At 53.8% G+C, this 25,515-nt stretch carries 32 protein-coding genes and 1 other RNA gene; 5 read left to right on the top strand and 28 right to left on the bottom strand.

Annotated elements, in window-relative coordinates:
• Positions 1-9: 9 nt before the first annotated feature.
• Together AC2CGP_RS18225 and AC2CGP_RS18220 are read right to left on the bottom strand one after the other, a co-directional pair.
• The gene (locus AC2CGP_RS18225) at positions 10-300 is read right to left on the bottom strand and encodes an RnfH family protein (RefSeq protein WP_015370249.1); all 291 of its coding nucleotides are present in this window, start codon (positions 298-300) and stop codon (positions 10-12) included.
• Entirely contained in the window at positions 290-727 is a 438-nt protein-coding gene (locus AC2CGP_RS18220; RefSeq protein WP_015370248.1) for a type II toxin-antitoxin system RatA family toxin, read from the bottom strand. The genes AC2CGP_RS18225 and AC2CGP_RS18220 overlap by 11 nt, the downstream gene beginning before the upstream one ends.
• 153 nt (positions 728-880) lie before the next feature.
• On the opposite strand from AC2CGP_RS18220, the gene smpB reads away from it, so the two are divergent.
• Both smpB and ssrA read left to right on the top strand, forming a co-directional pair.
• Entirely contained in the window at positions 881-1,363 is a 483-nt protein-coding gene (smpB, locus tag AC2CGP_RS18215; protein ID WP_015370247.1) for an SsrA-binding protein SmpB, read from the top strand.
• 143 nt (positions 1,364-1,506) lie between these two features.
• Positions 1,507-1,869, top strand: a transfer-messenger RNA (tmRNA) gene (gene ssrA / locus AC2CGP_RS18210).
• A 181-nt stretch (positions 1,870-2,050) separates the two neighbouring features.
• On the opposite strand, the gene AC2CGP_RS18205 is transcribed toward ssrA, so the two are convergent.
• From AC2CGP_RS18205 to AC2CGP_RS18140, 14 genes are all read right to left on the bottom strand, one after another.
• Positions 2,051-2,269: an ogr/Delta-like zinc finger family protein gene (locus AC2CGP_RS18205; protein ID WP_484502436.1), complete on the bottom strand. Its 219-nt coding sequence runs from the start codon at positions 2,267-2,269 to the stop codon at positions 2,051-2,053.
• A 65-nt stretch (positions 2,270-2,334) separates the two neighbouring features.
• The gene (locus AC2CGP_RS18200) at positions 2,335-3,435 is read right to left on the bottom strand and encodes a phage late control D family protein (RefSeq protein ID WP_484502435.1); all 1,101 of its coding nucleotides are present in this window, start codon (positions 3,433-3,435) and stop codon (positions 2,335-2,337) included.
• Complete coding sequence (locus AC2CGP_RS18195; RefSeq protein WP_032706391.1) at positions 3,432-3,917, bottom strand: phage tail protein; 486 nt, start codon at positions 3,915-3,917, stop codon at positions 3,432-3,434. The genes AC2CGP_RS18200 and AC2CGP_RS18195 overlap by 4 nt, the downstream gene beginning before the upstream one ends.
• Positions 3,914-6,988 carry a phage tail tape measure protein gene (locus AC2CGP_RS18190; RefSeq protein WP_484502434.1) on the bottom strand — a complete coding sequence of 1,025 codons (3,075 nt, stop codon included), beginning with the start codon at positions 6,986-6,988 and terminating at the stop codon, positions 3,914-3,916. The genes AC2CGP_RS18195 and AC2CGP_RS18190 overlap by 4 nt, the downstream gene beginning before the upstream one ends.
• Entirely contained in the window at positions 6,981-7,100 is a 120-nt protein-coding gene (locus AC2CGP_RS18185) for a GpE family phage tail protein (protein ID WP_012440340.1), read from the bottom strand. Before AC2CGP_RS18185 ends, AC2CGP_RS18190 begins: the two co-directional genes overlap by 8 nt.
• Before the next feature lie 14 nt (positions 7,101-7,114).
• Complete coding sequence (locus AC2CGP_RS18180) at positions 7,115-7,417, bottom strand: phage tail assembly protein (protein WP_484502433.1); 303 nt, start codon at positions 7,415-7,417, stop codon at positions 7,115-7,117.
• A gap of 54 nt (positions 7,418-7,471) precedes the next feature.
• Complete coding sequence (locus AC2CGP_RS18175) at positions 7,472-7,987, bottom strand: phage major tail tube protein (protein ID WP_063447388.1); 516 nt, start codon at positions 7,985-7,987, stop codon at positions 7,472-7,474.
• Between the two features lie 9 nt (positions 7,988-7,996).
• Positions 7,997-9,169, bottom strand: a complete 1,173-nt coding sequence (locus AC2CGP_RS18170; RefSeq protein WP_484502432.1) for a phage tail sheath protein — start codon at positions 9,167-9,169, stop codon at positions 7,997-7,999.
• A gap of 133 nt (positions 9,170-9,302) precedes the next feature.
• Positions 9,303-9,923 (bottom strand): tail fiber assembly protein, encoded by a 621-nt coding sequence (locus tag AC2CGP_RS18165; protein ID WP_213706792.1) that lies wholly within the window; start codon positions 9,921-9,923, stop codon positions 9,303-9,305.
• Positions 9,923-11,845 (bottom strand): phage tail-collar fiber domain-containing protein, encoded by a 1,923-nt coding sequence (locus tag AC2CGP_RS18160; protein WP_484502431.1) that lies wholly within the window; start codon positions 11,843-11,845, stop codon positions 9,923-9,925. The genes AC2CGP_RS18165 and AC2CGP_RS18160 overlap by 1 nt, the downstream gene beginning before the upstream one ends.
• Positions 11,842-12,447 carry a phage tail protein I gene (locus tag AC2CGP_RS18155; protein ID WP_484502430.1) on the bottom strand — a complete coding sequence of 202 codons (606 nt, stop codon included), beginning with the start codon at positions 12,445-12,447 and terminating at the stop codon, positions 11,842-11,844. The genes AC2CGP_RS18160 and AC2CGP_RS18155 overlap by 4 nt, the downstream gene beginning before the upstream one ends.
• Positions 12,440-13,348, bottom strand: a complete 909-nt coding sequence (locus AC2CGP_RS18150) for a baseplate assembly protein (RefSeq protein WP_484502429.1) — start codon at positions 13,346-13,348, stop codon at positions 12,440-12,442. The genes AC2CGP_RS18155 and AC2CGP_RS18150 overlap by 8 nt, the downstream gene beginning before the upstream one ends.
• The gene (locus AC2CGP_RS18145; protein WP_484502428.1) at positions 13,335-13,694 is read right to left on the bottom strand and encodes a GPW/gp25 family protein; all 360 of its coding nucleotides are present in this window, start codon (positions 13,692-13,694) and stop codon (positions 13,335-13,337) included. The genes AC2CGP_RS18150 and AC2CGP_RS18145 overlap by 14 nt, the downstream gene beginning before the upstream one ends.
• Complete coding sequence (locus AC2CGP_RS18140) at positions 13,691-14,269, bottom strand: phage baseplate assembly protein V (RefSeq protein ID WP_484502427.1); 579 nt, start codon at positions 14,267-14,269, stop codon at positions 13,691-13,693. Before AC2CGP_RS18140 ends, AC2CGP_RS18145 begins: the two co-directional genes overlap by 4 nt.
• A gap of 99 nt (positions 14,270-14,368) precedes the next feature.
• Here AC2CGP_RS18140 and AC2CGP_RS18135 point away from each other — a divergent pair, with 99 nt between their 5' ends.
• Positions 14,369-15,268: a DUF2971 domain-containing protein gene (locus AC2CGP_RS18135; protein ID WP_484502426.1), complete on the top strand. Its 900-nt coding sequence runs from the start codon at positions 14,369-14,371 to the stop codon at positions 15,266-15,268.
• Here AC2CGP_RS18135 and AC2CGP_RS18130 read toward each other — a convergent pair whose 3' ends face one another.
• The 11 genes from AC2CGP_RS18130 to AC2CGP_RS18080 all read right to left on the bottom strand — a co-directional run bounded on the left by AC2CGP_RS18130 (position 15,269) and on the right by AC2CGP_RS18080 (position 20,704).
• A complete protein-coding gene (locus AC2CGP_RS18130; RefSeq protein WP_484502425.1) occupies positions 15,269-15,715 on the bottom strand; it encodes a phage virion morphogenesis protein in 447 nt (148 codons plus the stop codon).
• Positions 15,708-16,139, bottom strand: a complete 432-nt coding sequence (locus AC2CGP_RS18125) for a phage tail protein (RefSeq protein ID WP_484502424.1) — start codon at positions 16,137-16,139, stop codon at positions 15,708-15,710. Before AC2CGP_RS18125 ends, AC2CGP_RS18130 begins: the two co-directional genes overlap by 8 nt.
• Entirely contained in the window at positions 16,102-16,344 is a 243-nt protein-coding gene (gene lysC, locus AC2CGP_RS18120) for an Rz1-like lysis system protein LysC (protein ID WP_484502423.1), read from the bottom strand. The genes AC2CGP_RS18125 and lysC overlap by 38 nt, the downstream gene beginning before the upstream one ends.
• A complete protein-coding gene (gene lysB / locus AC2CGP_RS18115) occupies positions 16,235-16,663 on the bottom strand; it encodes an Rz-like lysis system protein LysB (RefSeq protein ID WP_484502422.1) in 429 nt (142 codons plus the stop codon). The genes lysC and lysB overlap by 110 nt, the downstream gene beginning before the upstream one ends.
• Positions 16,660-17,175 carry a lysozyme gene (locus AC2CGP_RS18110; protein ID WP_484502421.1) on the bottom strand — a complete coding sequence of 172 codons (516 nt, stop codon included), beginning with the start codon at positions 17,173-17,175 and terminating at the stop codon, positions 16,660-16,662. The genes lysB and AC2CGP_RS18110 overlap by 4 nt, the downstream gene beginning before the upstream one ends.
• Positions 17,156-17,371 (bottom strand): HP1 family phage holin, encoded by a 216-nt coding sequence (locus tag AC2CGP_RS18105; RefSeq protein ID WP_241221344.1) that lies wholly within the window; start codon positions 17,369-17,371, stop codon positions 17,156-17,158. Before AC2CGP_RS18105 ends, AC2CGP_RS18110 begins: the two co-directional genes overlap by 20 nt.
• Positions 17,372-17,374: 3 nt before the next feature.
• Complete coding sequence (locus AC2CGP_RS18100) at positions 17,375-17,578, bottom strand: tail protein X (protein WP_181626913.1); 204 nt, start codon at positions 17,576-17,578, stop codon at positions 17,375-17,377.
• Positions 17,578-18,042, bottom strand: a complete 465-nt coding sequence (locus AC2CGP_RS18095; protein ID WP_484502420.1) for a head completion/stabilization protein — start codon at positions 18,040-18,042, stop codon at positions 17,578-17,580. Before AC2CGP_RS18095 ends, AC2CGP_RS18100 begins: the two co-directional genes overlap by 1 nt.
• Positions 18,043-18,135: 93 nt before the next feature.
• Complete coding sequence (gene gpM / locus AC2CGP_RS18090; RefSeq protein ID WP_045895157.1) at positions 18,136-18,786, bottom strand: phage terminase small subunit; 651 nt, start codon at positions 18,784-18,786, stop codon at positions 18,136-18,138.
• Between the two features lie 3 nt (positions 18,787-18,789).
• Complete coding sequence (locus AC2CGP_RS18085; protein ID WP_484502419.1) at positions 18,790-19,854, bottom strand: phage major capsid protein, P2 family; 1,065 nt, start codon at positions 19,852-19,854, stop codon at positions 18,790-18,792.
• Positions 19,855-19,870: 16 nt separating this feature from the next.
• Positions 19,871-20,704, bottom strand: a complete 834-nt coding sequence (locus AC2CGP_RS18080; protein WP_484502418.1) for a GPO family capsid scaffolding protein — start codon at positions 20,702-20,704, stop codon at positions 19,871-19,873.
• A 143-nt stretch (positions 20,705-20,847) separates the two neighbouring features.
• On the opposite strand from AC2CGP_RS18080, the gene AC2CGP_RS18075 reads away from it, so the two are divergent.
• The gene (locus tag AC2CGP_RS18075; protein WP_063447425.1) at positions 20,848-22,614 is read left to right on the top strand and encodes a terminase ATPase subunit family protein; all 1,767 of its coding nucleotides are present in this window, start codon (positions 20,848-20,850) and stop codon (positions 22,612-22,614) included.
• Entirely contained in the window at positions 22,614-23,651 is a 1,038-nt protein-coding gene (locus tag AC2CGP_RS18070) for a phage portal protein (RefSeq protein WP_484502417.1), read from the top strand. The genes AC2CGP_RS18075 and AC2CGP_RS18070 overlap by 1 nt, the downstream gene beginning before the upstream one ends.
• Before the next feature lie 50 nt (positions 23,652-23,701).
• Here the strand turns inward: AC2CGP_RS18070 and AC2CGP_RS18065 are convergent, their stop codons facing one another.
• Entirely contained in the window at positions 23,702-25,468 is a 1,767-nt protein-coding gene (locus AC2CGP_RS18065) for an AIPR family protein (protein ID WP_484502416.1), read from the bottom strand.
• Positions 25,469-25,515: the final 47 nt, after the last annotated feature.

Here is a 25,515-nt window from a genome sequence, read left to right as displayed (position 1 = left end):
CCTTCCCGCTTATTTCTCAGCGTGCTTTTCAGCTCGCTGCCGACGCAGCTCTTTCGGGTCAGCAATCAGCGGGCGATAAATCTCTACGCGGTCGCCATCATGGACTTCGTCATGCAGCTTGACCGGACGGCTGTAGATGCCGACTTTATTCTTCGCCAGATCGATATCTTCGCGCAGCGCCAGAATACCGCTGGAGATAATCGCCTGCTCGACCGTTGCCCCAGCCTGCAGCTTCACGCGTTGCAGGTACTGTTTTTCCGGCAACGCATAGGCGACTTCAACCACAATATTAGCCGACACGATACACCTCTTTGGCGCGCGTGGTGAACGCCTGCACCATATTGGCGGCCAGCTCTTTAAAGATGCGACCAAAAGCCATTTCAATCAGCTTGTTGGTGAACTCAAAATCGAGATGAAACTCAATTTTGCACGCATCCGGGCTGAGCGGAATAAACTTCCAGCCGCCAATCAGCTTTTTGAACGGCCCATCGACCAGGCTCATCAGGATACTCTGGTTATCGGTCAGTGTATTACGCGTCGTGAAAGTCTTGCTGATGCCGGCCTTGGACACATCAACCGCCGCCGTCATTTGCGTCGGCCCGGCCTCCAGTACTCGGCTACCGGTGCAGCCAGGCAGGAAATCGGGATAGGACTTCACATCATTTACGAGTTGATACATCTGTTCCACGCTGAAAGGCACCAGCGCAGTACGGCTAATCTGAGGCATAGCAGGTTCCACATTTAAACACGGGACAAATAATATCATTTATCTGCTGCTAAAAAAAACGCTGTACCATAACTCGTGCTAAGATAGCCCATTACGCCTCGCAGGAAGGATTGAGGTAACAATGTTTAGAACTAGCGATGACTTCAGGACATTATGACTAAGAAAAAAGCCCACAAACCTGGATCAGCCACCATTGCGCTGAATAAACGCGCCCGTCACGAATACTTTATCGAAGATGAATACGAGGCAGGCCTCGCGCTGCAGGGTTGGGAAGTGAAATCTCTGCGTGCCGGCAAAGCCAACATCGGTGATAGCTATGTCATTCTGAGAGATGGCGAAGCCTATCTTTTCGGCGCCAACTTTACGCCAATGGCGGTCGCCTCCACGCATTACGTTTGCGATCCGACCCGTACCCGCAAGCTGCTGCTCAATCAGCGCGAGCTCGATGCGCTATACGGCCGCATCAACCGCGAAGGTTATACCGTCGTCGCCCTGTCGTTGTACTGGAAGAACGCCTGGTGCAAAGTGAAAATCGGCGTGGCGAAAGGTAAGAAACAGCACGATAAGCGCACCGATGTGAAAGATCGTGAATGGGCGGTCGATAAGGCGCGCATCATGAAGAACGCCGGCCGGTAATCCCCCCTCTCTGCGGGCCAGCTCCCTCTGGCCCCATGCTATATTGCTGTTGTCGCTGCTTTTTCACTCGATATGCCGCCAGAATCCTCGCTTCGGGGGCTGGTAACCACCTTCACAAATCTGTTATACTTCAAGTACACATTGGGGCTGATTCTGGATTCGACGGGATTCGCGAAACCCAAGGTGCATGCCGAGGGGCGGTTGGCCTCGTAAAAAGCCGCAAAAAAATAGTCGCAAACGACGAAAACTACGCTTTAGCAGCTTAATAACCTGCTTAGAGCCCTCTCTCCCTAGCCTCCGCTCTTAGGACGGGGATCAAGAGAGGTCAAACCCAAAAGAGATCGCGCGGATGCCCTGCCTGGGGTTGAAGTGCTAAAACTAATCAGGCTAGTTCGTTAGTGGCGTGTCTGTCCGCAGCTGGCGTGCGAATGTAAAGACAAACTAAGCATGTAGTACCGAGGATGTAGGAATTTCGGACGCGGGTTCAACTCCCGCCAGCTCCACCAAACAAAACAAAGGGTTACGTGAAAACGTAACCCTTTTTTCTTTGATGGTGGCGGCAAAATGGCGGCAGCCGCTTTACCCAATGCTCAACAACTTCTGTGTCCGTTTAGATAATGAATGTGATTCACATGAACGGGTGAAACTCCTGACGCATAAAAAAACCTGCCTCAGCAGGTTCTTGGTTTAAAAATTCATGTGCCCTTGACCACCCGGCAAAGGGTGCGGTGGTGCATTATTAATTAATGTCGGCGTTACGACAAACCGCACTACCGTTTCATGGGTGACAAATGTGCTGCCACAATTAATGTTCTGGCACTGACAGTAACGCTCCTTCGTGCTGTCCGTAACCTGAAAACTGCTCCGGGTATGCGCCGCATGTCCACACTTTGGGCAATTCATCATTTTTTATTCTCCACCACCTTAAGTTCTCAATAATGATACACGCATAATCAATATTGAGAACCCATTTATTCCATTTCTAAATCATCAATTTTTACTTCAAGCTCCAGACTGGTAGTAAAGCCATTATCCGGGCTGACGGTATGCGTCAAAGTTGTAATGGTCCATTCGGCCTCGTCGATAGGCTGCTTAAAACCGCTCACCTTTACTGGCATTTCGGTATAGAGATCTGCCCGGCCCTCTGCAAGCTGCAGGGAGAATGACGCAACACCACGCTGCAGGCGCTCCCACTGCATTTTTGCCGCACGCTCAGCATTACTGCGGTTTGCATAGGTGCGATTTAGTACCAGCACGTTTTCATCCGTTCCCACCAGATAATCCCCCTGTTTTGCTTCCGCCTCTTTAGATGTGGTGGTTTTCTTCCGACGGCGCTTAACTTTCGTTGTTTCTTTTTTCTTAGGTTCGCGAGTATGCAGCCAACTGGCAATTACGCCGGTATAAGCACCACGATCAGCCAGAGTAAAACGATGACCGTCACCGGTTTTACGCTCAATGGTGATAACAGGCAATGGCTTACCGCTCGCCGTTCTTCCCTGCCCCTGCCGGATAAACAGCAGGTTTCCATCCTTAACGGAAGCAATCGCGCCAAACTGGCGCGCCAGTTTCATCAGAAAACTGGCATCGCTTTCATTGGTCTGGTCCATATGATCCAGCGCCTTATCTGTCAGGTCTTTACCCAGCGCCATTTTGAGCTTATGCCGGGCGGCAATTTCCTTTACAACCTCCCCCACCGTTGTCTGGTGCCATGACTTTTCACGCCGGGTATTGAGGGTTTCCCGGAAATCTGCACTCCGCGCCCGGATGGTAAGACGATCAGGGGCACCGCTATGCTCAATCTCATCCACAGTGAATGCTCCTTTTGGGAAAAGCAGCTGGCCCTTCCATCCCAGCGCCAGCTGGATAACGGCACCACGTCGCGGCAGAACAATCTGCCCGTCAGCGTCGTCCAGCTCCAAATCAAGCTGGTCTGCTTCAAAACCCCGGTTATCGGTCAGCGCCAGACTCAGCAGACGTGCATCCAGTACGGTAGTCACGTCCTTACCTTCAATGGTGATACTGAAAGCCGGGCTTTTGCTGTTGGGATCAAAAAGTTCAGAACTAACATTCACTGCAGCATCCCTCCAACCGTGTTTTTAATATTACCTATTGCAGACGTTGCAGAGTTCTGCAGATTACTGAGCTGATCGCTGAGATTACCGAACATATCAGACAGCGACTCATCAACCCTTTTCAGGGTCAGCGTAAACTCAATACGGCGAGGCATTCCGCTTGCAAAAAACTCAGTTTTTGTCTGACTCAGCCCCTCGATCACAAACATGCCGTAAATGGTCCCGCTCCCCTCAATCAGGGGCCACGCTTTGCCCAGCTCAGCCATTTGCTCTAGTGCCAACAATGACAGTCTGCCGCCGGTGACTTCCGGCAGCAGTACACCAGATAACGTCAGCGAATCGTTATCCGGTCCAAGAAACTGCGTTGATGGTCGGCGGTTCACCCGGCTGTTTACGGCGTGTCGCCAGCTTCGCTGATACTGCAGCTCCTGATAGGGCACGGTACGCAACATAAAGACATATAACCCAAGCACCATCATCATGAATCATATCCCCCTTGATCGCTGAAATTACTGCGCGCTTTCGCCCTGGCTTTGCGCTCGCGCTCATCAAGTTGCCGCGCGACTTCGCGGGAAATATCCTGCGCACTCTGCCCAGGCTGGGCAGTGATATGAATGGGCGCGTTAATCTCATAACGGATCACTGACGGTACGCTGGCAGATTTCACAGGTTGACTTTGTTTGTATGCCATTGCTGGTAGGCTGTACGGATGCAGAGGTGCGGCCTCTGCAGGCGCTGCAGCTACGCCCATGACACCGGCAACGACGGAAGCCAGCGCGGCAGTGCGCCGTCTGCTGGTCACATTTGCGGGACCGTTCACTATTTCAGGGCCGTTCTCCCCAACGATGCCAAACTGACCACGCGGGATCGTGCCTCCGCTGTCATACATGCCAGCAAACCCCATAGACGGAAATCCGCCTGGCGGCAGCACTACCTTACCGTCACTGTTCACCGTGGCGGGCTGTTGCCGTGTAACCAGTTCGGGGAGTTTTGCTTTTGCCGCCTCCTTACTGACGATACCGAGTTTTTCAAGCAACCACGATACGCCTGATTTAAGCGACTCAAGCGGGTGCATCACCATATTCAGACCTTCCGCCAGCGCCTCACCAAACCTGCGCCCCATTGCCGCTGCGCTGTTCAGTTCTTCGGAAGTGGATTTAACCGGCGTGAGCAAATCAGTAAACCATCCCCACAAAGCCTGCACCCTGTCACCAATCCACTGAAAAACAGGCAGCAATGGCTCAAAGGCAGCACTGATCGGTGCAGCTGCGGCTTTAAACCCCTCCACCACACCACCCAAAAATGCCCTGATGGGCTGCCAGTATTTCCACACAACCAGCGCCACACCAGCCAGCGCAGCTACAACCAGCCCTATTGGGCTGAGCAGCGCACCCAGCAGGCCGGAAATCCCGTACAGCGCAACGCGAAGTAATGCCATCGGGCCGGAAACCAAAAAGCGCAGCACGCTGCCAGCGGCAGATAACCCACCCCGCAGCGCCGCCAGCGGATTCATCACCATACCAATAACATTACGTATGCCTGACATTCCCGCGCGTAGCATGGTAAGCGGTGCACCTGCTACCGCTTTCAGTGCGTTGCCAGCCAGTCCGGCAGAACGTCGCAGGGAATGAAGGGGAGCACTCAGCAGACTGGCACTACCGCCGGATGAGGACATGCCACGACGTAACAGGGAAAGCGGCGCGCCTGCCAGCCATGACAATGCACTACCGGTGCGGGTCACAGCCGCAGTGACAGAAGGTAAAGTTTTTACACCCAGCACAGACAGGCCCAACCGGATCACCGCCAGCGGCCCCAGCACAGCAGCTACCGCCACGGCCAGCGTACCGAGCGCAACGGTGATCGCGGCAGTCGCCGCTGCAACTTTCATCAGCGTGCCTGCCAACTGCGGGTTGGTCTCCACCCAGCGACGTAGTGCGCCGGTGATGCATTTTACAGAATCCATAATGTCCATCAGTGGCTGGCGTAGCGTTTCGCCCAGACTACTGAAAGCGTTCTGCGCACCTGTTTTAACCAGCAACCACTGCGCAGATAAAGAGTCTTTATTGATATCAGATTCTTTCTGCATGGAGCCGTTCGCTTCATTGCCTGAGGTGAGTTTTAGCTGACGTTGTAATTCCGGCAGATTGTTAGCCAGCTTTGCTGCGTCGTCACCAAATTCTTTGCCAAAAACCATGGTCATGGCAGACAGGCGCTTATCTTTGGGTAGCTTGTTGACCTTCTCCAGAACGCGCTGGATAGTGCCCATTGCGTCGGTGGTCATCTGTTTCTCAATCTCTGCGGGGTTGAGTTTAAGCAAGTCCATACCTTCAAAGAAGCGCTTGCTTTGCATGGTTGCAATGGAAAGCTCACGTACCATGGCATTTGAGGCACTCGCGGCAATTTCCGGCGCTGCGCCCAGAGAAAGGAAGGTTGAACCCAGCGCGGCAGCCTTTCGGAAGTCGAGGCGGTCAGCCACGCCACCCATGCGCTGCAGCACGTTGATAATATCCCCACCCTTTGACATGGCGTTATCGTCCAGGTAATTCAGCGCATCACCCAGCTGTTCAATATTGCGGGTGGGGACTTTATACAGCTGCGCAATTTTACCCAGACCTTCCGCCAGTTCGTCAGCGGGTAGTTCAAACGCCGTTGCTGCTTTTGCCGCCGTGGATGCAAAGGCCAGCAGGTCACGCTTCTGGTCTTCGTAAGGATCGTCCTGATTGATGACACCCATGCGTGCGCCACCTTCAACCAGCGCGGCATAATCTATAGCGCCATTCTCCATCGGCAACTGTTCACTGGCGGCCTTGATGGCAGCCTGCATGTCATAAAACTGTTTTGTGCGGTTGCCATTATCGTCCCGCAGCCCGTTTACCTGCTTTGCCACGCCTTTCATGGCATCTTCCATGCTGGCGTAGCTTTTCACCGCTGCCATGACCGGCGCGCCCATTGCCAGCCCCGCTGCTGTTGTGGTTGCCCCTGCCCCGGCAATACGATCCCTCACCTCAAGCCTGCGTGAGTATTGCTCACGTGCGGCATTCATTTTCGCTTGCTGTTCGCCCAGGCGTTTCAGGGATTTCTGCTGCCGGTCCAGCGCCTGCCGGGTTTCGTCGGCATTCTGCCGCAGTTCCCGTTGTGCACTACTGAGCTTTTTCGTGTCCAGTCCAGCTTCATTGAGCGCAAGACGCTGGCGCTGTACCGACTGACGTAAGCCGTTATATTTACTCTGCAACTCTGTAACACGGTTTTTTGCCTGCTCAAGCAGCCGCGCCTGCGCCGCCGTCGGGCGGTTGGTGGCAGAGAATTGCGTGGCAAGTTTAGCCGCTTCTTCGCGTGCGGCTTTAAGGCTGTTGCCGGTGACTGCTAACTGAGCACTGGCCTTGCGGAAACCGTCAATACGGCCCGCCTGGGCATCTAACTCTTTTAAACGGGCGCGGCTTTGCTGAATGGCTGCAGCCAGCTCTTTTGAGCTGGTCTGCGCGGTTCGGAATGGGCGGGTGAGCTTGTCAACCGCATTAAGAATCACCTGCAGACGCAGGTTGTTGTCACTCATCGCTGGCCCCACTTCTTTGAATCGCTTTATGCCGCCACTCCAGCACATCAGTCAGCGGCATAACGTCAGTGACGGACGGCGACCAGTGAAAGATGGTGGCAATATCTGCCACCAGATCATCAACCGTCAGGCTGTCGGTAAACCGGCAAGCACCGACTTCTTCAACAAAAAAGTCACCACCTCAACCGACAACGCGGTGAGATCGGCAGGGTCCAGCTCAGCCATTTCCTGCGCGGTCAGCGTCGGGGTGGAGATGCGAGGGATCACAGTCATCATTGCGCCCACGTCCATATCCATAATGGCCTGCAGACGGGTGCCACGCAGTGCGCCGGACTGCGGCTTACGTAGCACAATTTCGGTAATTTCCGTTTCACCGCGCATGATGGGCGTATCCAGTTTTACGGTCTTTTCAGTCAGCTTGTCGCTCATGTTCGTTTCCTGTTAATGAAATACTGGCGCGGCTTCCCGCGCCGTTATGGTTAATCAGAGGCCGAGGGCATTACGGTGTTCTTCCATCAGGTCCACGCCGTCAACGATTTCAATCATGTTGACCACATCAACCTCATAGAGCACCTCACCGTTAATGGTCAGCTTCGCGTAGCTGTTGGTACTGCTGACTTTGGTGGCGCTACTCTCTCCGGTTTTCCACTCGCCAGAATCCACTTCTTTATGACGCCCGCGCACAACCAGCTCAACGGCCTGCACTTCGCCGGTATCGTCACGCTGAATGGAGCCGGTGAAACGCAACTGGATGCCGTCAACGGTAGCCTTGCCCATCTGCTTGAATAACAGCAGTTCGGTGCCGCCGATTGAAAATTCCGTATCCAGTGCGCCGTCATCCAGCCCCATGTCCACGTCCACCGCGCCCGGCATACCGCCGCCGCGATACTTCTCAAACTTGCGGGTGAATTTCGGCAGGGTCAGAGACTCAACGATCCCCTGCCAGTTGTTCCCGTCGTTGAACAGGTTCAGGTGTTTTAACTTACGTGGTAAAGCCATGGTGTCCCCTTACGCGCTGACCTGGCTGGAGAAATCCAGCAGGTATCGATCGGTGATGCGCTGGCGCAGCATCAGGTTTTCAAGCGGCGGCACTGGCGTGTAGTCGTAGTCAATGGTGAGCTTCCCGGCTTTCAGGGAGTCTTTATCGTTCACCGCCTCATCCAGCCAGCAGTCTGCGCCGATGATGTAGCCCTGCGTTTTCAGGCTGCGCAGTTTGGCGCGGATACCTTCGATAATGTCGCGGGCCAGCGACGGGTTAAGCACGCCATCCACCGCCCACATGTGCGCCTCTGCAATGGTGTCAGCCAGCACTTGCGCCGTGCGGGTATAGTTCTCAAAAGCAAACAGCGGATCATCGCTGAGGCAGCGGGAACCCCAGAAGCGGAAGCCATCTTTGCGGATAAGCGTGGTGACGTCGTTCTGGTTCAGCAGCCCCGCATCGGTTGCCGGGTCCTGCAGATCCCAGAACACATCAGCGGAAATACCGGTGACACCATTCACGCCCACGTTGGACAGGGTTTTGTGCCAGCCGGTCTGCTCGTCAATTTTGGCACGCAGGCCGAGCGCACGGGCGGAGGCATAAGCCGTCGCATCGGCATTCAGCACGGTGTCAAAGTTGATAAAGTCAGGCCAGATCAGCATCCCCTCGCGCTGGCTGAAATTGTTACGGTAAGCAATCGCTTCCTCCACCGTCTTGCAGCAGTAAGCTGACAGGTAAGCAAACCCACGCAGGCTCTGCGCCACGCCCAGCAGCTCAGTGGCAACCGCCTGCGTGTCGTGCCCCGGCACGCCGAGAATGCGCGGCTTAACGTCGAGCTGCGACTGCGCCGAAAGCAGCGCTTTCATGCCCGTTTTTTTACCGTCAGCGGTCACGCCGCCGATAATGTTGGAGGTGGTTTCCGCTTCGGTTTCGCCCTGCGCCACGCGCACAACGACGGTCACGGGTTTAGCCTGGTCGGCAATGGCATCCAGCGAGCGGGCCAGCGTGCCGGACTCGCCCGCTTTGCCGCTGGCGGTCAGCACATCGGTCAGCAGAACAGGCTTATTGAGGGGAAACATGGACGCATCAGCATCATCGCCGGTGCAGACCATGCCCACGATGGCGGTGCTCACCGTGGTAATGGATCGGGTGCCCTCGTTGACTTCAACAACGCGCACCCCGTGGTGGTAATCCTGAGCCATAAGGCAGTCTCTCCGGTTTACAGGGGGTACGCCTATGTTCTGGTTGATATGCACGCGGCGCACGCTGCGGGCTATGTGTGGGTCATGGCACAATGAAAGGGGAATAAAAATCCTCGCGAATGCGGGGACGGGATTAATCTTCCGGACGCTCAGGCCAGCTAATATCCGGCGCTTTAGAGGTGTCCACTGCCTGCACGGCTTTGATGTAGTTCATCCAGCTAATCAGTCTGGCCTTATCATCATCACTGATGATGCCGAGCTGCAGCTCTGTTTGCCATCCGCTGATTTGCTGCTGCGCCTCAGAAAGCAGAGCCTGCTTTTGCTGTTCTGCAACAGCAATCTCATCAGCATGTTGCGCCGCCGTGTCGGTCACCCACTGGCTACCATCCCATTTATCATACGCCGTGACAGGTGCCAGTAACGTCAACGTATCCGGCAACTCACCAAGAAAAGCGATGATTTCCGGTTGCCTGGTCTCAGTGTTGTAAGCCGTTAAACCGCGATAATCCGCCATGGTTTCCCACTGTTTTTCATCCGCGCTGCGTACCAGTGCAAAGCCGTCGCCCGGTAAATCTGGTTTATCGGCATAACCGAAAGCAGGCAGACCCACGCCCGCGGCTAAATATTCCATTGTTACCGACTGAAACTCGCGTTGATGAGGCTCTACGCTGTACACCGTGAGCCAGCCGGCAATAGTAGCAATGCCGTTTTTATTCAGTTTTGCGACAGGTAATTCAGTATTGTATTTGCTCATTATGCTGCTCTCACGATGTAGTTAAATGCGATGTTGCGTGGTCGGTTTTCTGATGCGGTGGGGACTACACGAGAAGCGTCAAAGCCATATGACAGCACATCGTGGAAAGTATTATCGCCTCCCCAATGCACCCATGAGGTTTTCGCTGGAGTGGATTTGTAATAGATCGCGCCACCTTCTCCACCTAAACCATTAATTGAACCAGTAATATTTCTGATAGCGTCGCCCTGCGCAGCCAAAATGGCTCGCCCTGCGTCCACTCCGCGCCCGGCGTCCCAGCCACGAATAAACTCACCGCGCAGGTCAGGTAATTTGCCTGATGGATAAGCCGCAGCCAGATAGGGATACATCGCCTTGTCAAAGGCCGCACCATTACAGATAAGCCAGCCAAGCGGGGCGCTCGTCAGAGGCCACGGCTGGGGAATACCAACAGGGGAAACATCGGTACCGTTGATGACAAAGCTCCCGTCCTGCCGGAACTCGACCCAGGCAGTGGTATCCCCTCCTTTGATTTCAAAACCGAGAAAAGCCCTTTTCCCCACCATTTCGGTGAATCTGATTTTTCCGTACTGCTCACCAACGCCCAGCATAAACAGACCATCAGTCTGATTAAATTTTTGGCTTCCATCGGTGTAGGAATACGCGCCGCTTTTATTGATGGCGTCTGTTCCGGTTATTTTGAGACTTTTTGGAGTGAACTTGTCAGTAAACCAGCCATCAGCATTACCCTGCATTTGCATGGTGCTGTCAGTGCTGGCGATAGGGCGTAAAAATACACCCGCTTTCGTTCCCGCACCCGACTCGCTGCTGATAACCAGCGCATTATTCGCGTTATCCCTCATCACAGTTGACGCACCGAGAGTGATAAGTGATTCCGTTCCCGTTTTACCGACCTGAAGGACACCACCGACACCGAGACGCCCGGTAATATCACCACCGGCTAAAGAGAGGTATTTCGACAGTTCGGCCTGATTGCCGACGCGCATTAATACCCATCCACTGTTTGTATTGTTATATCGGGTACCGATAAAAGTAATATTTGCCGAGTTGTGAGCGATAAAAATAACGGTGCAACCGTAACTGTTATCCCTGACACCTAAACAATGCGCGTAAACATATTCGCCTGGACCTTTCGGCAGGCCATCAGGGACGTTGGTGCAGCTCTCCATTTTGAGAAGCAGAGACTGGCCTGCGCGGAAAACGCGGGTTTTAAAATCAATCGCAACGGTATTAATTTTATCCGCACCCAGACCAAAGCCGCCGACCCCAATCACATTACCTGCCTCTGTTCCGACATCTTTTGTCGCTGCGCTTCCCAGCTCCAGCAAGCCACGCGCTTTTGATTTGTCGGTCAGTTCTGACAGGTTATTTTTTGCCTGCAAATACTGAGCATGCGGGTTAGCCTCCGCCAGGTGGGCTTTCATCGCCTCATCCGTATAGAGCCTGACCTCAATCGCAATATCGTCCACATACTGACGGGTAGCCAGCACGACTGCCGGATCAATTTTGAGAGTGATATTGTCGGTGCTGCTGGTAATCAACACCATGCGTACGGTCTGCGTGCGTCCACTCCCCTCCGCCAACTGCGGCTTGTAACTCTCCGGGCAGTTGCCCACGGCGATCAGTGCGCCGGTTTCATCGAACAGACCAATTTCGCGTATCCACCATCCTCCCTCAGTTTCGGGGATCACCTGCTCAGCAATCATCTGGCTACTATTCTGCGGATCGATATACAACATATTGAGGGAAGCCCGGCGCTTTTCAGCAACCAGCTTTGTCTGTTGTGCGCTGGGCGTGGGTAGCACGCCGCCACCATCTCCCACCGCCATATGGGTAATTTTCAACGGAACACCGAGCGCGGCGGCGCTTGCCAGTTTCGCCGCGCCGATATCCGTCAGCAGGGTATAGAATTTTGCGCTCATGGATTCACTCTCATTGTGTCAATAACATGGACCGCCCCGCCCTCGTAAGCGGTGCCGCCGGAAATAATGGTTTCGTTGATATACGGGTAAACCGTAATTTCTTCTCCCGTGTAAGTGGCGGCCCCCACAAAAAAGGGACCACTGCTCTGCAGATTAATGGACATACCGATCAGGTGGCGGCTGCAGGGTTTGGCGTCACTAATCAGGCGCTCCAGCTCCAGATAAGTTTCTTCTGTGATCCCCTGCTCCTGCACGCCAATGTCCAGGCGAAACGTACCCGGTTGCTCGCCGGTCTGCCACCACTCAATGATGCGGATCAGGAAGCCGAACGGCTCGACCACGCGCCGTACTGCGCTGGTTGTCCCCTTATGCTGATGAATATAGAAAGCGTCCTGTACCACCCTGCGCTTGACACTCTCCGTCCAGCTTTCGTCCCAGCGGTCAACGGAAAACGCCCACGCCAGATACGGCAGGAAGCTGACCGGACACGTTGCCGGGTTCCATAAATCGCGCAGCGGCACCTGCAGATCGGAAATCCCGCTGCAGGTCTGCGCCAACCGGCGTTCAAGCAGCGATGAACCGGGCGGCAGCAGACTATTCATCCGTGCCCCCGTTGGTTACGCTCCATTCCGTACAGGATGCCGCCTGCGTCTTATCCAGCACCACGTCATCCAGCGGGGAGGCCAGCTCCACACGCTGAACACCCTCAACGTGCAGCGCGGCATAAATGGCACTACGACGGATATCACGTCCCAGGCGCGTCTGACTGGCGATATACTTCTGCAGGCTGGCTTTTGCCGCCGCCATCACCGGTTCAGCCTCCGGCCCCGGATAAAGAAAGATCGTCGCATCCACGCTGTACGGAATTATTTCGGCGCTGCGCACCGTCAGTCTGTCTGCCACCGGGCGCACGTTCTCGCTGTTAAGCGCCTGCTCCACCACCGCCAGCAGATCAGCCTCTGCCGTACCGTCACCTTCACGGCTCAGTACAGTAAGTACCACCTCCGCCGGTGCCGGGCTGGTTGCGCTGGCATCTGCCACACGCCCGTCCGCGCTTCTGGCGTGAAACTCATAGGCCGCCGTCGGCCCCGCAACGGACAACCCCTCAAACGCAGCCGGAACACGCAGGCGCAGCGCTTCATCGCTTTCCATGACGGCAGCAACAGGCGGCACTGCGTCGTTATCGGCAGGCGTTACCGTCAGGCGTTTCACGTTGTAGTTGGCTGCCAGCTGATCGAGATCGCCGCCGATGGCATACGCCACCATGACCGCCTGCGCTGCCTCATTAATACGCTGGCGCAACAGGATTTCGCGGTAGGTACTTTCCTGCAGTAGCTTGGTAACGGGTTCAGATTCCAGCGCCAGCGTGCGCCGTACAGCGTCCTTCTCATCCAGCGGATAAAGGGCCACAAAAGCGGCCTTGCGCTCAGCCAGCAGCGTCTCAAAATCCGACACGTCCACTATCTGCGGCGCGGGCAGTTGGGAAAGGTCAATTACTGCCATTTTCTGCTCCTGTTGATACCGAAAGGGAAACCGGCGCGCCGTTATTGCGCTGCCCGGTAAGCTCAACCACCATGGAGCCGTCAAAATTGCTGCTGATGGTGATGGAATCCAGCGTAAGCCGTGGCTCCCAGCGGCTCAGCGCCACATAGACTGCAGACATGACCTGCAGGCGTAGCGCCGGATTCTGCGGCTGGTCAATCAGGGCAGACAGTAGGGAACCATATTCCCGGCGGGCAATACGGCTGCCCTGCGGCGTCAGCAGAATATCCCGCACTGACTGGCGCAGATGGTCCATATCAGTAATAGCTTTGCCGTTGCCCTGGCTCATGCCGATATACAGCATCATACCGGGCCTCCTGATGTATCGCCGCCGGACTTCACGCCGGTGTGAGCGTGTTTATCCACCACGATCCCGTTAGAACTGATCGCGCCGCCTCCCTGGGTGACGCCGCCATTGATCACCATTTCGCTGTTAATGCGCGTGGTGTCAGCCTCCACCACAAACTCACCAGTTTTGAGGGTGATATTGTCCGCCGCCTCGATCACCATGGATTTGATGCCCCGGACATGCCACCGCCCGGTGGCGGGTTCATACTCAAACCAGCCTCCGTCCGGGTACTCCGTCACGCAGCCGTTCACAGAATCCGACGGCGGCGCAAACTGATTGGAGTAGATGGCAGGCAACGCAAAAGCGGTTTCCAGATTGCCGCCCATACTCAGCACCACCACCTGCTCATCCGGCGACGGGCACCACCATGTACGGGCACCACCGGCACGCAGCGTCAGCCAGTTAATCCAGTTGGTTTCAAGCTCGCCCATTTTCACCCGGCACAGCCAGTTGTCCCGGTCCACTTCCGTTACAGTTCCGGTGCGGATCAGGTTGGTGATAAGGCGCATGATTTCGGTCAGTTGTGCGTTCATAAGACTTAGAATGCAATAACTCCCCATAGCGCGCATTTGGTTGATCTTGTACGGGAAATGACACAATAATCACGACATCAAAAAACGGGGATATTCTAGATGTCGTTATACAAATATGTAACAGCAAATACGTTAGAGTTCATTCTCAACGGTTCTATTCGATTCACTCAGCCAGGGGGGTTTAACGATCCGTTTGAATTGGCTCTTGAAGTATTCAATCCTGACGTAACCACAAACCCTGAGGAAAGAATAAACCTACGCTTCGACACAAACACGAATGAAAGATTTATTGACAACTATTTTCTTGAAGATGATTTCGAACATGAAAATTGCAATGACATATTCTCAAGAGAGCTAATCAGTAACTTGAATAAAGAAATTGGAATATTATGTTTATCTAGAAATTCCGACTCTCATTTAATGTGGGCTCACTATGCGGATGAATACAGTGGCGCAGTTATCGAATTCGATGAAAATCATGACTATTTTAATGGATTGTTTGAAGTAAAATACCGTCAAGAAAGACCTATGATTCACATAAACTACTTCTTAGAAAATGAAACCATTCCAGTGGCTGACTTGTGTATAAAGCCGGATGTATGGAGTTACGAAAAAGAATGGAGATTAGTAAAACCATTTAGATACTGCAAAAAGGCGAAAGGAAAAGCAAAAGCTTTCGACATATATACCAATGAAATTCCACTTGACGCAATAAAAGCAATCACGCTTGGCGAAAGATGCTCTTTAGACACAGCAAGAAAAACCTATTACAAAATTAAAGACACACATATCGCTCTGAGTTTAGCAGCCTTAGCCAACTGGAAGTATAAGTTTCGTTACGAACCAATCAAATTTGAAGACCCCATAGGCAATTCAATGCCGATAATTTCCCCTCGCACTGCTGAGATTTTTGCAAAAGAAAAAGGTACGTTAGGTGAATTAGCTAATTGGATGCTTAAAAATCACCCAATGAGTAAAATAACAAAGTGGCGTTTATGATTATTTGTTCAACCAGCTAAAAATCAAATCCTGAATTATGTCATTCGTTTTTTGATTAAGGCCAAGTAACCGCCGCTCTGCATAACGCACCTCAGTCCCCTTACGGCTTACACGATCACGTAAGCCGTAATGATGCACCCGAGCAATGCGCTGCACCTGCCCGGCAAACTGCACGCTGGCAGAGTCGGCAGTGGCGGCAGTTTTCAGGTATTTAGTGGTGCGGAGTTTGGCGAACATCTGCCGCTTGATGCGGCCCTTTTTCGTCCGGGCAGTTACCCGGCGCGGCTCGTAGCCGGTGCCATCAGGATTGCGCTGCAGTCGAATGTTGTTTTGCTGAATCCGGCGTAGCTGCTGCGCCAGTTCCCGCATCATGCGCTTGCGCGCCGCTGGCTCAAGATTTGCCAGCAACGCTGTCAGCCAGGTATCGACTTTCTGCAGTTCATCCATGCGTCACCGTCCACATTTCTTCTGGTTCTTCTGGCTCTGGCTCCGCCTTAACGATTGAGATCCCGCCCTCAGCGCTCACCAGAATGCGCTCCGTCAGTTGCAGGTCCAGACTAATGTCGCAAATGTCGTTGCGCAGAATATCCACCTCAAAGGAAAACAGCTTTTCGCGCAGTTCAGGGTTATTGATGGCATCCGGCTGATTCTCCATAAGCCACAGCAACACCGGGGCCATCAGCAGATTTTGATCGCCGCTGAAGTCTTCAATCACCACATTCAGGGTGTAGCGGTATTCCCACGACATGGAGCTGGCACCGGTTGTCACCAGGGAGCCTTTATCCACAAACAGGTGCAGCTTGTCCGGGTTCCTCCGGACGTAGGCCACCGATTTATTTAGCGTTGCTCGCAGGGATTGCGGCTTGTTCACTGTCTCGCTCCTGGCATGACACGATGGTGTCCACTTTATCTGCACAGACTGCCCAGGCGGCCTCCGTTTCATCCAGTAGAGTCAGCAGATCGCCGTTACTGCGCGGCGCTGATCTTTCCAGGCGGCACTGCGTCACCTTTGGACAGCCACTCACGGTAAGCTGTACCTCCGATGATGGCGGGTCTTTCGCGCAGCCTGACAACATCAGGAGACAAAAGAGCATCAGCCCAGCGGCGCAAATCTTCGTTTTCACGTTTAAGCTCCTCGATCCGGTTCTGGCGCTGATGCAGCATTGCGCGCGTATCTTCTGCCGCTGCATAAAGCCGCGTCTGCTCCCGGCTGTTGGTTTCGGTCAGAATGGACAGGCCGATCAATTGGCTGTTTTTCTTCGTCAATTCCTGGCTTTTGCTTTCCAGCGCTACGCCCTGGGTTTCGATAGTGTGGCTCGCATTATTAAGCCGCCACGACTGCCAGCCCAGCGCCACCAGTACCAGTGCCAGCATCACAGCCAGGATGCGCGTCATGCGCCCGCCCCTTTCAGGCACCAGGCCATTTCCCGCGCGCGGCGATTGTCCAGCCCCTGATTAAACACACCTTTGACATATACCCAGCGCGGCAGCTGATAGCAGGCATCTGCCCAACGCCGCTGCTTCAGCAACTTAACCAGCGTGGAGCTGCAGGCGTTGCCGGTGCCCACATTGAAAGCAAACGACACTACCGCGTCATAGACTTTTTGCGGCATCGGCTGCACCACACATTTATCCAGCGCCCGCTCCACGCGCAGCACGTTGGTGATAAGTCCCTGCGCCGCCTGCCTTTCCGTGATGGTTTTGCCCTGCACCACACCGGACGTATTGCCGATCCCGTCGGTCCACACGCCCGCGCTGCACTGATAAGGTTGCAGGCGGCACCCCTCGTAATCGGCAATCAGTTTCAGCCCCTCAACGGAGGTATGAAGCGACTGGAAACCGGGTAGCGTGGCAGCAGTAGCCAGCACCGCCCCGACAAGGCAGCGCTTAACGATTGAAGGATTCATATTTCCCCCGCGAAATCTTGCCGCCACGTAACAATTTGAAAGACTGGTGTTTGTAGTACCAGTTAATAGCCAGCATCAGCACACCAATCAGTACACCACCAACCGTTGACGCATCCTTGAGCGACAGATCGCCCAGCCATGCCAGCAGCACGGCGATGCAGTAAGTGATAAAGGCGCTGATTCGTTCAAGCGTCATAATTCAGTCCCATAGCTGGACGGTCTGCGCCGTGGATGACGCCGTAATGTCCGGCAGCTCCACCTGCAGCCCGTGCGGTAAAAATGGGCCGTACTCAGCCAGCCCCGGATTTGCCTGCAGAACCTGCTCAGTGACACCCTGCGTGCGCCCGTAATGACGCCAGCAAAGCGCGTCCACCGTGTCATACTGATGCGCACGCACTTTCATCAGATAAGCTCCACCGTACAGTGCGGCGCATCCTGCACCCGGCTGATTGCCCAGCGGGCATCACGCCACAGAGCGCCGCTGGCGTCCGCCAGCTCATCCCCTTGCTTCACTCCTGACGCCGTGGCGTCATAGTCCTGATAACGCTCATTGAGCACAGCGCGCGTCCAGCAAAAAACAGCGTTGTGGTAGTGCTGGATACGCTCGCTTTTGCCGTCCAGCATTGCTGCAGGAACGTCTGCAAGTGTCTGCCAGCCCAGCATCTGCTGACGCTTGCGGAAGTCGTACAGCTCAGCGTTAACCTCAGAAATAGCCGTCAGCACAACCTGCTTTAAACGCGGCTGCGTCACCGTGCCGTCAGTACGCATCACACTGCGAAATTCCGACAGGTCCACATCAGGCCAGAACGGTGTATTTTTGATGACCTCCGCCTGTTCCGGTACCTGTTCTGGCGCAACAAACTTCATGCGGCGTTCTCCTGAATAAGTGGGCGGTGGACGGGATTTTGATGTGGCAGTGCCTTTCGCCACCCCGTGCCGCCCGTGCGCGGGGCACGTTCTTTAGCGGCTGTCATTGCGCAGTCTGCGCTCCAGCTGCTGCTTTTCTTTTTTAACGCCACAGCGGGGATCGAGCTGCAGCGCATGGGTAAGGTGATTCAGGGCAGATGCCGGGTTGCTTTCGCTCAGTACAGCGCCGATGGCTTTATGCAGACGCGCCCGCGACTGGTCCGGCATATCCAGATCGGCTGTCAGATCCAGCGTCTGCAAAAGCAGATCGGCATCAAAACCGGCAGCGGCTAGCAGAGCGCTTTGCGCCGCGTCTGCCATTTCTTCTGCCAGCACGGTCTGCACGTTACGGTTGCCCAGCGGCATCACCCAGCCATGGCGCAGCGCATGACGCCCGATTTCCAGCGCACCGGCATAATCACCGGCATCGATACGCCACAGCATCACGTACATCAGCACGTCATCCTGCTGCGCACCTCCGGCAGCCAGCACCCCCTCCGCCCAGGCGGAATATTTCGGCAGCAGCTCCACCTTGATTTCCGCCTTTTTCACCGTGGACTGGACGCCCTTGAGGCGGCGGCGGTCTTCTGCAAGTTGCAGCAGCATCAGGTCATAGCCCGACGCATGGCGAACACTGCCGCCCTCACGGGCGGCCTGTTCGGCCTGAATGCGCAGGCGGTGCTGCCGTGCGGGACTCAGGCTCATGCGTTATTCCCCACCTTCAGGTACGGCAGGCGCGCTGAAATCACCGATTTCGATGTTTTCAACCAACGCCGCGCAGCGGTAGTCCTCGACCACATACGCCTCGTTGACGGATTCAAAGTTTTCAATCCGGTCACGTTTCGGGTTGTCGATAACGGAACGGCGGCGGGTGTCTTCCTGCCAGTAGATGGACAGGTTATCCAGACGGGTGATCAGCAGGGCATTTGCCGGGAAGAAAGGCGCGCGCACAGCCTGCAGGCCGCCCATGCGTTTCTGGCTGATGATCAGTTCGGCGGCGATTTTCTCGCTGTTGTCCTGCTCTTTGTTGACCAGCGGGAAATACTTGTCAGACAGCAGTTCACGTCCGCAGACGACAACCAGATCGTCATCATCCTGATAAACCACATCGATCAACTCATTGACAGCATCCATCACCACGGCGTCAAGATTTAGATACTTACCACCCGGACCTACTTTTACCGGTTCTGCAGTAGTGGTGCCGTCTTCTGCTGTTTTGCTGCCCATGGCGTGATCCGGCGCGTCTTCGCGGATTTTCTGCAGCCAGCCTTTATTGACGTCCTGCAGCAGCGGGTTTTCAGCACGATTGGAGGTTTTGGCGCGCTTCACGCCGTTAAAACCGATCATGATGCGGTCCAGTGCCTGACGCTTAACAATGGCGTTGCGGATACGCACCTGGAAGTCCTGGAATTTCGCCCACAGGTCCAGTTTTGCGTACGTCAGCACCGTATCAAAGTTGGTCTGCTCGCATTTGTATTCCACGTCTTCCATCAGCGTCGGATCGGTAGGCTCGCGCTCTTTGGTGGTGGTATCGGTGGTCCCGGCAATGGTGCTTCCAACGCCTAGCCCCAGCAACTGCCCGGACTGCTCAGTGACCGGCGTGATGTTAATCAGCGTCAGGAAAGCAGCGGACTGCTGGATCTGGTCTTCCAGCGTCTGCTGCACAGACGGCTCCACGGTGAACTTGCTGGACAGTTCTTCAACTTCCACACCGTTCAGACGCGCCAGCTGCTGCAGGTAAGCGTTAAAGGCAAAGCGGGTATTCTTTTTCATTGGGTTTTATGCTCCATCAGCAATTGGTCAGGGTGCCTGCCGGTGCGTCACCGCCCGGCGCGCGCTGGCGGTAGTCTTTACGACTGTCCTCACGGCTCAGCTTCTGCTCAAGCTCGGCAAAGGCGGTCTGCTGCTCCTGCAGTGAGGACTCCAGCTCAGAAAGGCGCTTGTCCTGTTCGGTCAGGGATTTATCCGTGCGCTCGCTCAGGTTCTGCTGCTCGGTGGCAACCAGTTCCACGGCTTTATGCACGTCGGAGAAACTCGCCTCATCGGTTTGCTCTTTTTTGGTTAACAGCGCGGTGATGCGGGCAAAGAGGGGCGGCTTTTCGTCCTGGGCTTCTTCCAGTTCGATCAGCGTTTCAACTGCTTCCGAAAACAGGTTTTCAGGGTTCAGCTTACGGTTCGCCAGCGGGTTATGCGCGGCGCTGGCGCTGAATGCCAGCATTTCGGTGCCCAGACTCGCCGGATCGTCCGTCGCACCCAGCCCCACAAGGTAGGCTTTGCCGGTGTCGGCAAACTTCGTGCTGACCTCCATGGAGGTGAAAAGCTTCTGGCCCTTTTTCACCAGTTCCACCAGGGCGTCCGTAGGTTCGATATCGGCATAAAGCGCCATCTTGCCCGCCAGCGGCCCGTCCTTGATTTCTTCTGCAACCAGCCCCGTTATCCTGCCGTAACGGTTAAAGGTGCTGTCCGGCAGATAAGACTTGATGTGCTCAAGGTTAATCAGCGCGGTATAGACCGTCGGGTTGTAGCTGGCAGCCATCTGTACCAGCCATTCACGCTGGATTTCGCGCCCGTCAGTGGTGGCACCTTCCACCCCGATACGGAAACGCTTTGCTTTCACTGTCATGAGCCGTGCTCCGTTAGAAAAAACTTACTGGAGCCTTATGTTTGCGGTGATGGGGGGAGTGAAACAACGCGCGGCACTTGTACGGTCAGCCACACAAACCGCAGCCGGGGAAAGCCGTCAGGCTAGGCCGTATGTTGGGGGCCATGAACACGACACTGACCCCCGCAGACCTCGATCCCCGTCGGCAGGCTATGCTGCTGTACTTTCAGGGATACCGCGTAGCCCGCATTGCTGAAATGCTGGGCGAAAAAGTTGCAACCGTTCACAGCTGGAAGAAGCGCGATAAATGGGGCGAGTATGGGCCGCTGGATCAGATGCAGCTCACCACCGCCGCACGTTACTGCCAGCTCATCATGAAGGAGCAGAAAGAAGGGAAAGACTTCAAGGAAATTGACCTGCTGGCGCGCCAGTCAGAGCGCCACGCCCGGATCGGTAAGTTTAACGATGGCGGGAACGAAGCAGACTTAAATCCGAAAGTTGCCAACCGTAACAAAGGGCCACGCCGCCAGCCCGAAAAGAATGTTTTCACTGATGAACAGACCGAAAAGCTGGAAGAAATATTCCGCAACGGCATGTTCGAATATCAGCGCCACTGGTGGCAGGCTGGCGTAAAACACCGCATTCGCAACCTGCTTAAATCACGCCAGATCGGGGCAACATACTTTTTTGCCCGCGAAGCTCTGATTGACGCCATCACCACGGGGCGCAATCAGATTTTTCTCTCAGCCAGTAAGGCACAGGCGCACGTTTTTAAGCAATACATCATCGACTTTGCAAAAGAGGTGGATGTTGAGCTGAAAGGCGACCCGATGACCCTCAGCAACGGCGCGTGCCTGTACTTCCTCGGCACCAACGCCCGTACGGCGCAGAGCTACCACGGCAACCTGTACCTTGATGAATATTTCTGGATACCGAAATTCCAGGAGCTGCGCAAGGTTGCCTCCGGTATGGCCATTCACAAGAAATGGCGACAAACCTACTTTTCCACGCCGTCCAGCCTGACCCACAGCGCCTATCCGTTCTGGTCCGGCGCACTGTTCAACCGGGGCCGCGCCAAAGCGGACAAGGTGGATATTGACCTGACCCACAGCAACCTTGCGCGCGGCGTGCTCTGCCCGGACGGACAGTATCGCCAGATCGTCACCGTGGAGGATGCGGTGCGCGGCGGCTGTAATCTGTTCGACCTCGACCAGCTGCGCATGGAGTACAGCCCGGACGAATACCAGAACCTGCTGATGTGTGAATTTATTGACGATCTGGCGTCAGTGTTCCCGCTCAGCGAGTTACAGGCATGCATGGTGGACAGCTGGGAAGTCTGGGCTGATTTTCAGGCGCTGGCGCTGCGCCCGTTTGGCTGGCGCGAAGTCTGGATCGGATACGACCCAGCGAAAGGTACGCAGAACGGCGACAGCGCCGGGTGCGTGGTGGTGGCACCGCCAACCGTACCGGGCGGTAAGTTCCGCATTCTTGAGAGGCACCAGTGGCGCGGAATGGACTTCCGCGCCCAGGCTGACGCAATCAAAAAGCTGACGCAGCAGTATAACGTGACCTATATCGGCATCGACTCTACCGGTGTCGGTCACGGTGTCTACGAGAACGTGAAAGCGTTCTTTCCTGCCGTGCGGGAGTTTGTCTACAACCCCAACGTCAAAAACGCCCTGGTGCTCAAGGCATACGACATTATCAGCCACCGTCGTCTGGAGTTTGACGCCGGGCACACCGACATTGCGCAATCCTTTATGGCTATCCGCCGCGCCACCACCGCCAGCGGAAACCGTCCTACCTACGAAGCCAGCCGCAGCGAAGAAGCCAGCCACGCAGATTTGGCCTGGGCAACAATGCACGCACTGTTTAACGAACCGTTGCAGGGCGAATCCGCCAATACCAGCAATATTGTGGAGATTTTTTGATGAGTGAACTCGAAGCCTTAACCAGAACAACGCCAACAGAAGATACGGCGCCTAAAAACGCAGGCGTAACTGCCGAGGCTTTCAGCTTTGGTGATCCAATCCCGGTGCTGGACCGCCGCGAGCTGCTGGACTATGTGGAATGCGTGCAGATGGACCGCTGGTATGAGCCGCCGGTGAGCTTTGACGGACTGGCCCGCACCTATCGCGCCGCCGTGCATCACAGCTCACCAATTGCGGTGAAGCGCAACATCCTGACAAGCACGTTTATCCCGCACCCGTTACTAAGCCAACAGGCATTCAGCCGCTTTGTGCAGGATTACCTGGTGTTTGGTAATGCCTATCTGGAAAAACGAACGAACCGGCTGGGCGGTATTTTGTCGCTGGAGCCATCACTGGCGAAATATACCCGCCGCGGGATCGATCTCGACACCTACTGGTTTGTGCAATACGGCATGAGCACGCAGCCTTACGAGTTCACCAAAGGCAGCATCTTCCACCTGATGGAACCGGACTTAAACCAGGAGATTTACGGTCTGCCGGAATACCTGTCAGCCGTCCCCTCCGCCCTACTGAATGAGTCCGCCACCCTGTTCCGCCGGAAGTATTACATCAACGGTAGCCACGCGGGTTTCATCATGTACATGACCGATGCGGCGCAGAACCAGGAGGACGTAAACAACATCCGCCAGGCAATGAAAAGCGCCAAAGGACCGGGCAACTTCCGCAACCTGTTTATGTACTCGCCCAACGGCAAGAAGGATGGGATTCAGATCATCCCGCTGTCAGAGGTGGCAGCAAAGGATGAGTTTCTGAACATCAAGAACGTAAGTCGGGATGACATGATGGCGGCTCACCGCGTTCCGCCTCAGATGATGGGTATTATGCCGAGTAATGTTGGAGGGTTTGGGGATGTGGAGAAGGCTAGTCGGGTGTTTGTACGTAATGAACTAATGCCACTACAGAAACGGCTGCAGGAGTTGAATGAATGGCTGGAAGAAGACGTAATAAACTTTGATGACTACAGACTAGACCTGTAAATCAATGAGACAATTCAATAAAAGAATAGGGGGGAGCCCCCCCTTATGCATTAATTATTATCATATAACTCTTGTATTTTTGCTGGATTAGCAAAAAACCTTGCAGGATAAGCATTTGGATAACCCGCTTCTATATAGCTCTCTGTCCTGGTAATCAACTCATTTAAATCAGCAGTAAGTTGCGCTACATCAGGAGTCAATTGATTAGTACTACTATGCAAACTAGCCACGGAATTTAACAATACCGATGCGTAATATCGATTACCATGCGTTATTATTAAATGACGGCGACTATGGGTTGATTTATCTGTAGCAGCTAAAGTTGCACTAATAGCGCGCTCAATCACACGGAAATGGTTAACAGCATTTATTAACTTCACACCACTTAATCGTGGATTGAAGATGGTTTTATAAAGTGAGCCTTCAAAATTCTCAAAAAACCTGCCGCGATTAGATTTCAAAGTTGCAACAATTGTGTTGTTTTTGCTCAAACAAGCTAAAGCATTCAGAGCTTCATCAAGATCAATAACTTTAACGTTAGATTGCGAATAGTCTTCGTCTGTTCGCAATAATTGGTACTGGTATCCTTCAAGAATGAGCTCTCTTGATAGCCTGTGCTGATCGGGTTGTTGCGAAGCAAAATCTCTGCCTAATACTCTGTTCTGAAAATTATTAGCTCTGGTTATTGCATTTGCATTGAGATCATTTACATCATTGGTAATTTCAATAAAACGAACAGGAACTTTAACTTGATAAATTCTATCACCTAAAGCATCCATTACACTACCTAAACTACTTACAGTTTGCGCGCCATTTATAACACTAACATCTTTCAAATCGAAAACACCTCGCTCAGTACCTGCAGCAGCGTTTCGTCTATGAGGAATCACCTCATTCACTAACAATGTTATACCGTTATTATAAAACCAAAACATTTCGGGATTGTCAGTTGCTGTTTTTTTTATTTCTTCGTTGACATCAGTCTTCCCTAGCATATTTCTTATATTTTTTGTAAAAAGGCGGGTTCCATATTGTTTCCACCAACTACCAATTTGGTCTCCAGCTAAGGTTCCATAAAATGCTTTGTACGGTTCATTGATGAACCCATAGCGTTCCACCTCTACGCCATGTAAATCGATTTGGCCCCTTGAACCTGTCTGCAACCAATGAACTAAATCCTCTGATGAAATCAAATGAACTTGAAAACCCCACTCTTCTTTTGGTGCTTCAGTCGAAGTAAAAGAGGCTTCATTTAACTCTCTTTGCCACTCTTGCATGTCACGTAGAATATCCTCTGACGCACCTTTTTTCCCTGTATGAGTCATAGCAAAGACAAATTTATAATCAAATGAATTAAGAGCAGTACTTATATCTGAACTTTTATCCTGAAGAATCTGGTCGAAAAGTTCGTATCGCTCATTCTGTAATTTCTCGCAAGCATCCTTGAAGCAGACAAAATCAGGCCGGCTCCAGGTACCATTACCCGCCTGGTTAAATTTTGACTGGACAACTACTACTATTTTTTCACTATGATTTATAACAATACCATCAATACCACCATCATCAGTGCTATCACAAACTGATTCCCCGGCATGCTTTTCATCAACCCCCCCTAGCTGGTACATCGTAAACGCCGCCAACGCCCTACTCGCCATTTTGATGTTGTAATCTTGTTGAGTCGGCAGGCACTCTCGCTTATGAATAAAATCCTCAAACCTTTCTTTCAAAACGCCTCCTAGCCTTTGGGCTATGACTTGCGCCGTCGCAGGGGCAGCTACTGCGTTATCCTCAACTCGAAGGTCTACAACGAATGCCATTTCCTTTTCCTCATAGAATTTGTGACAGAGTTAGAATTATTAAAAGT

Source organism: Klebsiella sp. SYXHC3, assembly GCF_057196925.1.
This window is presented reverse-complemented; position numbering and strand designations above follow the sequence as displayed.

Coding starts and splice junctions, on each gene's coding strand:
- AC2CGP_RS18100 (WP_181626913.1), bottom strand. CDS start 17,578: ATGAAAGTGCGTGCGCATCAGTATGACACGGTGGACGCGCTTTGCTGG.
- AC2CGP_RS18195 (WP_032706391.1), bottom strand. CDS start 3,917: ATGATGATGGTGCTTGGGTTATATGTCTTTATGTTGCGTACCGTGCCC.
- AC2CGP_RS18175 (WP_063447388.1), bottom strand. CDS start 7,987: ATGGCTTTACCACGTAAGTTAAAACACCTGAACCTGTTCAACGACGGG.
- AC2CGP_RS18165 (WP_213706792.1), bottom strand. CDS start 9,923: ATGAGCAAATACAATACTGAATTACCTGTCGCAAAACTGAATAAAAAC.
- AC2CGP_RS18155 (WP_484502430.1), bottom strand. CDS start 12,447: ATGAATAGTCTGCTGCCGCCCGGTTCATCGCTGCTTGAACGCCGGTTG.
- lysB (WP_484502422.1), bottom strand. CDS start 16,663: ATGACGCGCATCCTGGCTGTGATGCTGGCACTGGTACTGGTGGCGCTG.
- AC2CGP_RS18105 (WP_241221344.1), bottom strand. CDS start 17,371: ATGACGCTTGAACGAATCAGCGCCTTTATCACTTACTGCATCGCCGTG.
- AC2CGP_RS18135 (WP_484502426.1), top strand. CDS start 14,369: ATGTCGTTATACAAATATGTAACAGCAAATACGTTAGAGTTCATTCTC.
- AC2CGP_RS18190 (WP_484502434.1), bottom strand. CDS start 6,988: ATGAGTGACAACAACCTGCGTCTGCAGGTGATTCTTAATGCGGTTGAC.
- AC2CGP_RS18220 (WP_015370248.1), bottom strand. CDS start 727: ATGCCTCAGATTAGCCGTACTGCGCTGGTGCCTTTCAGCGTGGAACAG.
- AC2CGP_RS18130 (WP_484502425.1), bottom strand. CDS start 15,715: ATGGATGAACTGCAGAAAGTCGATACCTGGCTGACAGCGTTGCTGGCA.
- AC2CGP_RS18160 (WP_484502431.1), bottom strand. CDS start 11,845: ATGAGCGCAAAATTCTATACCCTGCTGACGGATATCGGCGCGGCGAAA.
- AC2CGP_RS18205 (WP_484502436.1), bottom strand. CDS start 2,269: ATGATGAATTGCCCAAAGTGTGGACATGCGGCGCATACCCGGAGCAGT.
- AC2CGP_RS18085 (WP_484502419.1), bottom strand. CDS start 19,854: ATGAAAAAGAATACCCGCTTTGCCTTTAACGCTTACCTGCAGCAGCTG.
- gpM (WP_045895157.1), bottom strand. CDS start 18,786: ATGAGCCTGAGTCCCGCACGGCAGCACCGCCTGCGCATTCAGGCCGAA.
- smpB (WP_015370247.1), top strand. CDS start 881: ATGACTAAGAAAAAAGCCCACAAACCTGGATCAGCCACCATTGCGCTG.
- AC2CGP_RS18170 (WP_484502432.1), bottom strand. CDS start 9,169: ATGGCTCAGGATTACCACCACGGGGTGCGCGTTGTTGAAGTCAACGAG.
- AC2CGP_RS18145 (WP_484502428.1), bottom strand. CDS start 13,694: ATGATGCTGTATATCGGCATGAGCCAGGGCAACGGCAAAGCTATTACT.
- AC2CGP_RS18065 (WP_484502416.1), bottom strand. CDS start 25,468: ATGGCATTCGTTGTAGACCTTCGAGTTGAGGATAACGCAGTAGCTGCC.
- AC2CGP_RS18140 (WP_484502427.1), bottom strand. CDS start 14,269: ATGAACGCACAACTGACCGAAATCATGCGCCTTATCACCAACCTGATC.
- AC2CGP_RS18150 (WP_484502429.1), bottom strand. CDS start 13,348: ATGGCAGTAATTGACCTTTCCCAACTGCCCGCGCCGCAGATAGTGGAC.
- AC2CGP_RS18180 (WP_484502433.1), bottom strand. CDS start 7,417: ATGAGCGACAAGCTGACTGAAAAGACCGTAAAACTGGATACGCCCATC.
- AC2CGP_RS18110 (WP_484502421.1), bottom strand. CDS start 17,175: ATGAATCCTTCAATCGTTAAGCGCTGCCTTGTCGGGGCGGTGCTGGCT.
- AC2CGP_RS18095 (WP_484502420.1), bottom strand. CDS start 18,042: ATGAAGTTTGTTGCGCCAGAACAGGTACCGGAACAGGCGGAGGTCATC.
- AC2CGP_RS18080 (WP_484502418.1), bottom strand. CDS start 20,704: ATGACAGTGAAAGCAAAGCGTTTCCGTATCGGGGTGGAAGGTGCCACC.
- AC2CGP_RS18070 (WP_484502417.1), top strand. CDS start 22,614: ATGAGTGAACTCGAAGCCTTAACCAGAACAACGCCAACAGAAGATACG.
- AC2CGP_RS18075 (WP_063447425.1), top strand. CDS start 20,848: ATGAACACGACACTGACCCCCGCAGACCTCGATCCCCGTCGGCAGGCT.
- lysC (WP_484502423.1), bottom strand. CDS start 16,344: ATGTTGTCAGGCTGCGCGAAAGACCCGCCATCATCGGAGGTACAGCTT.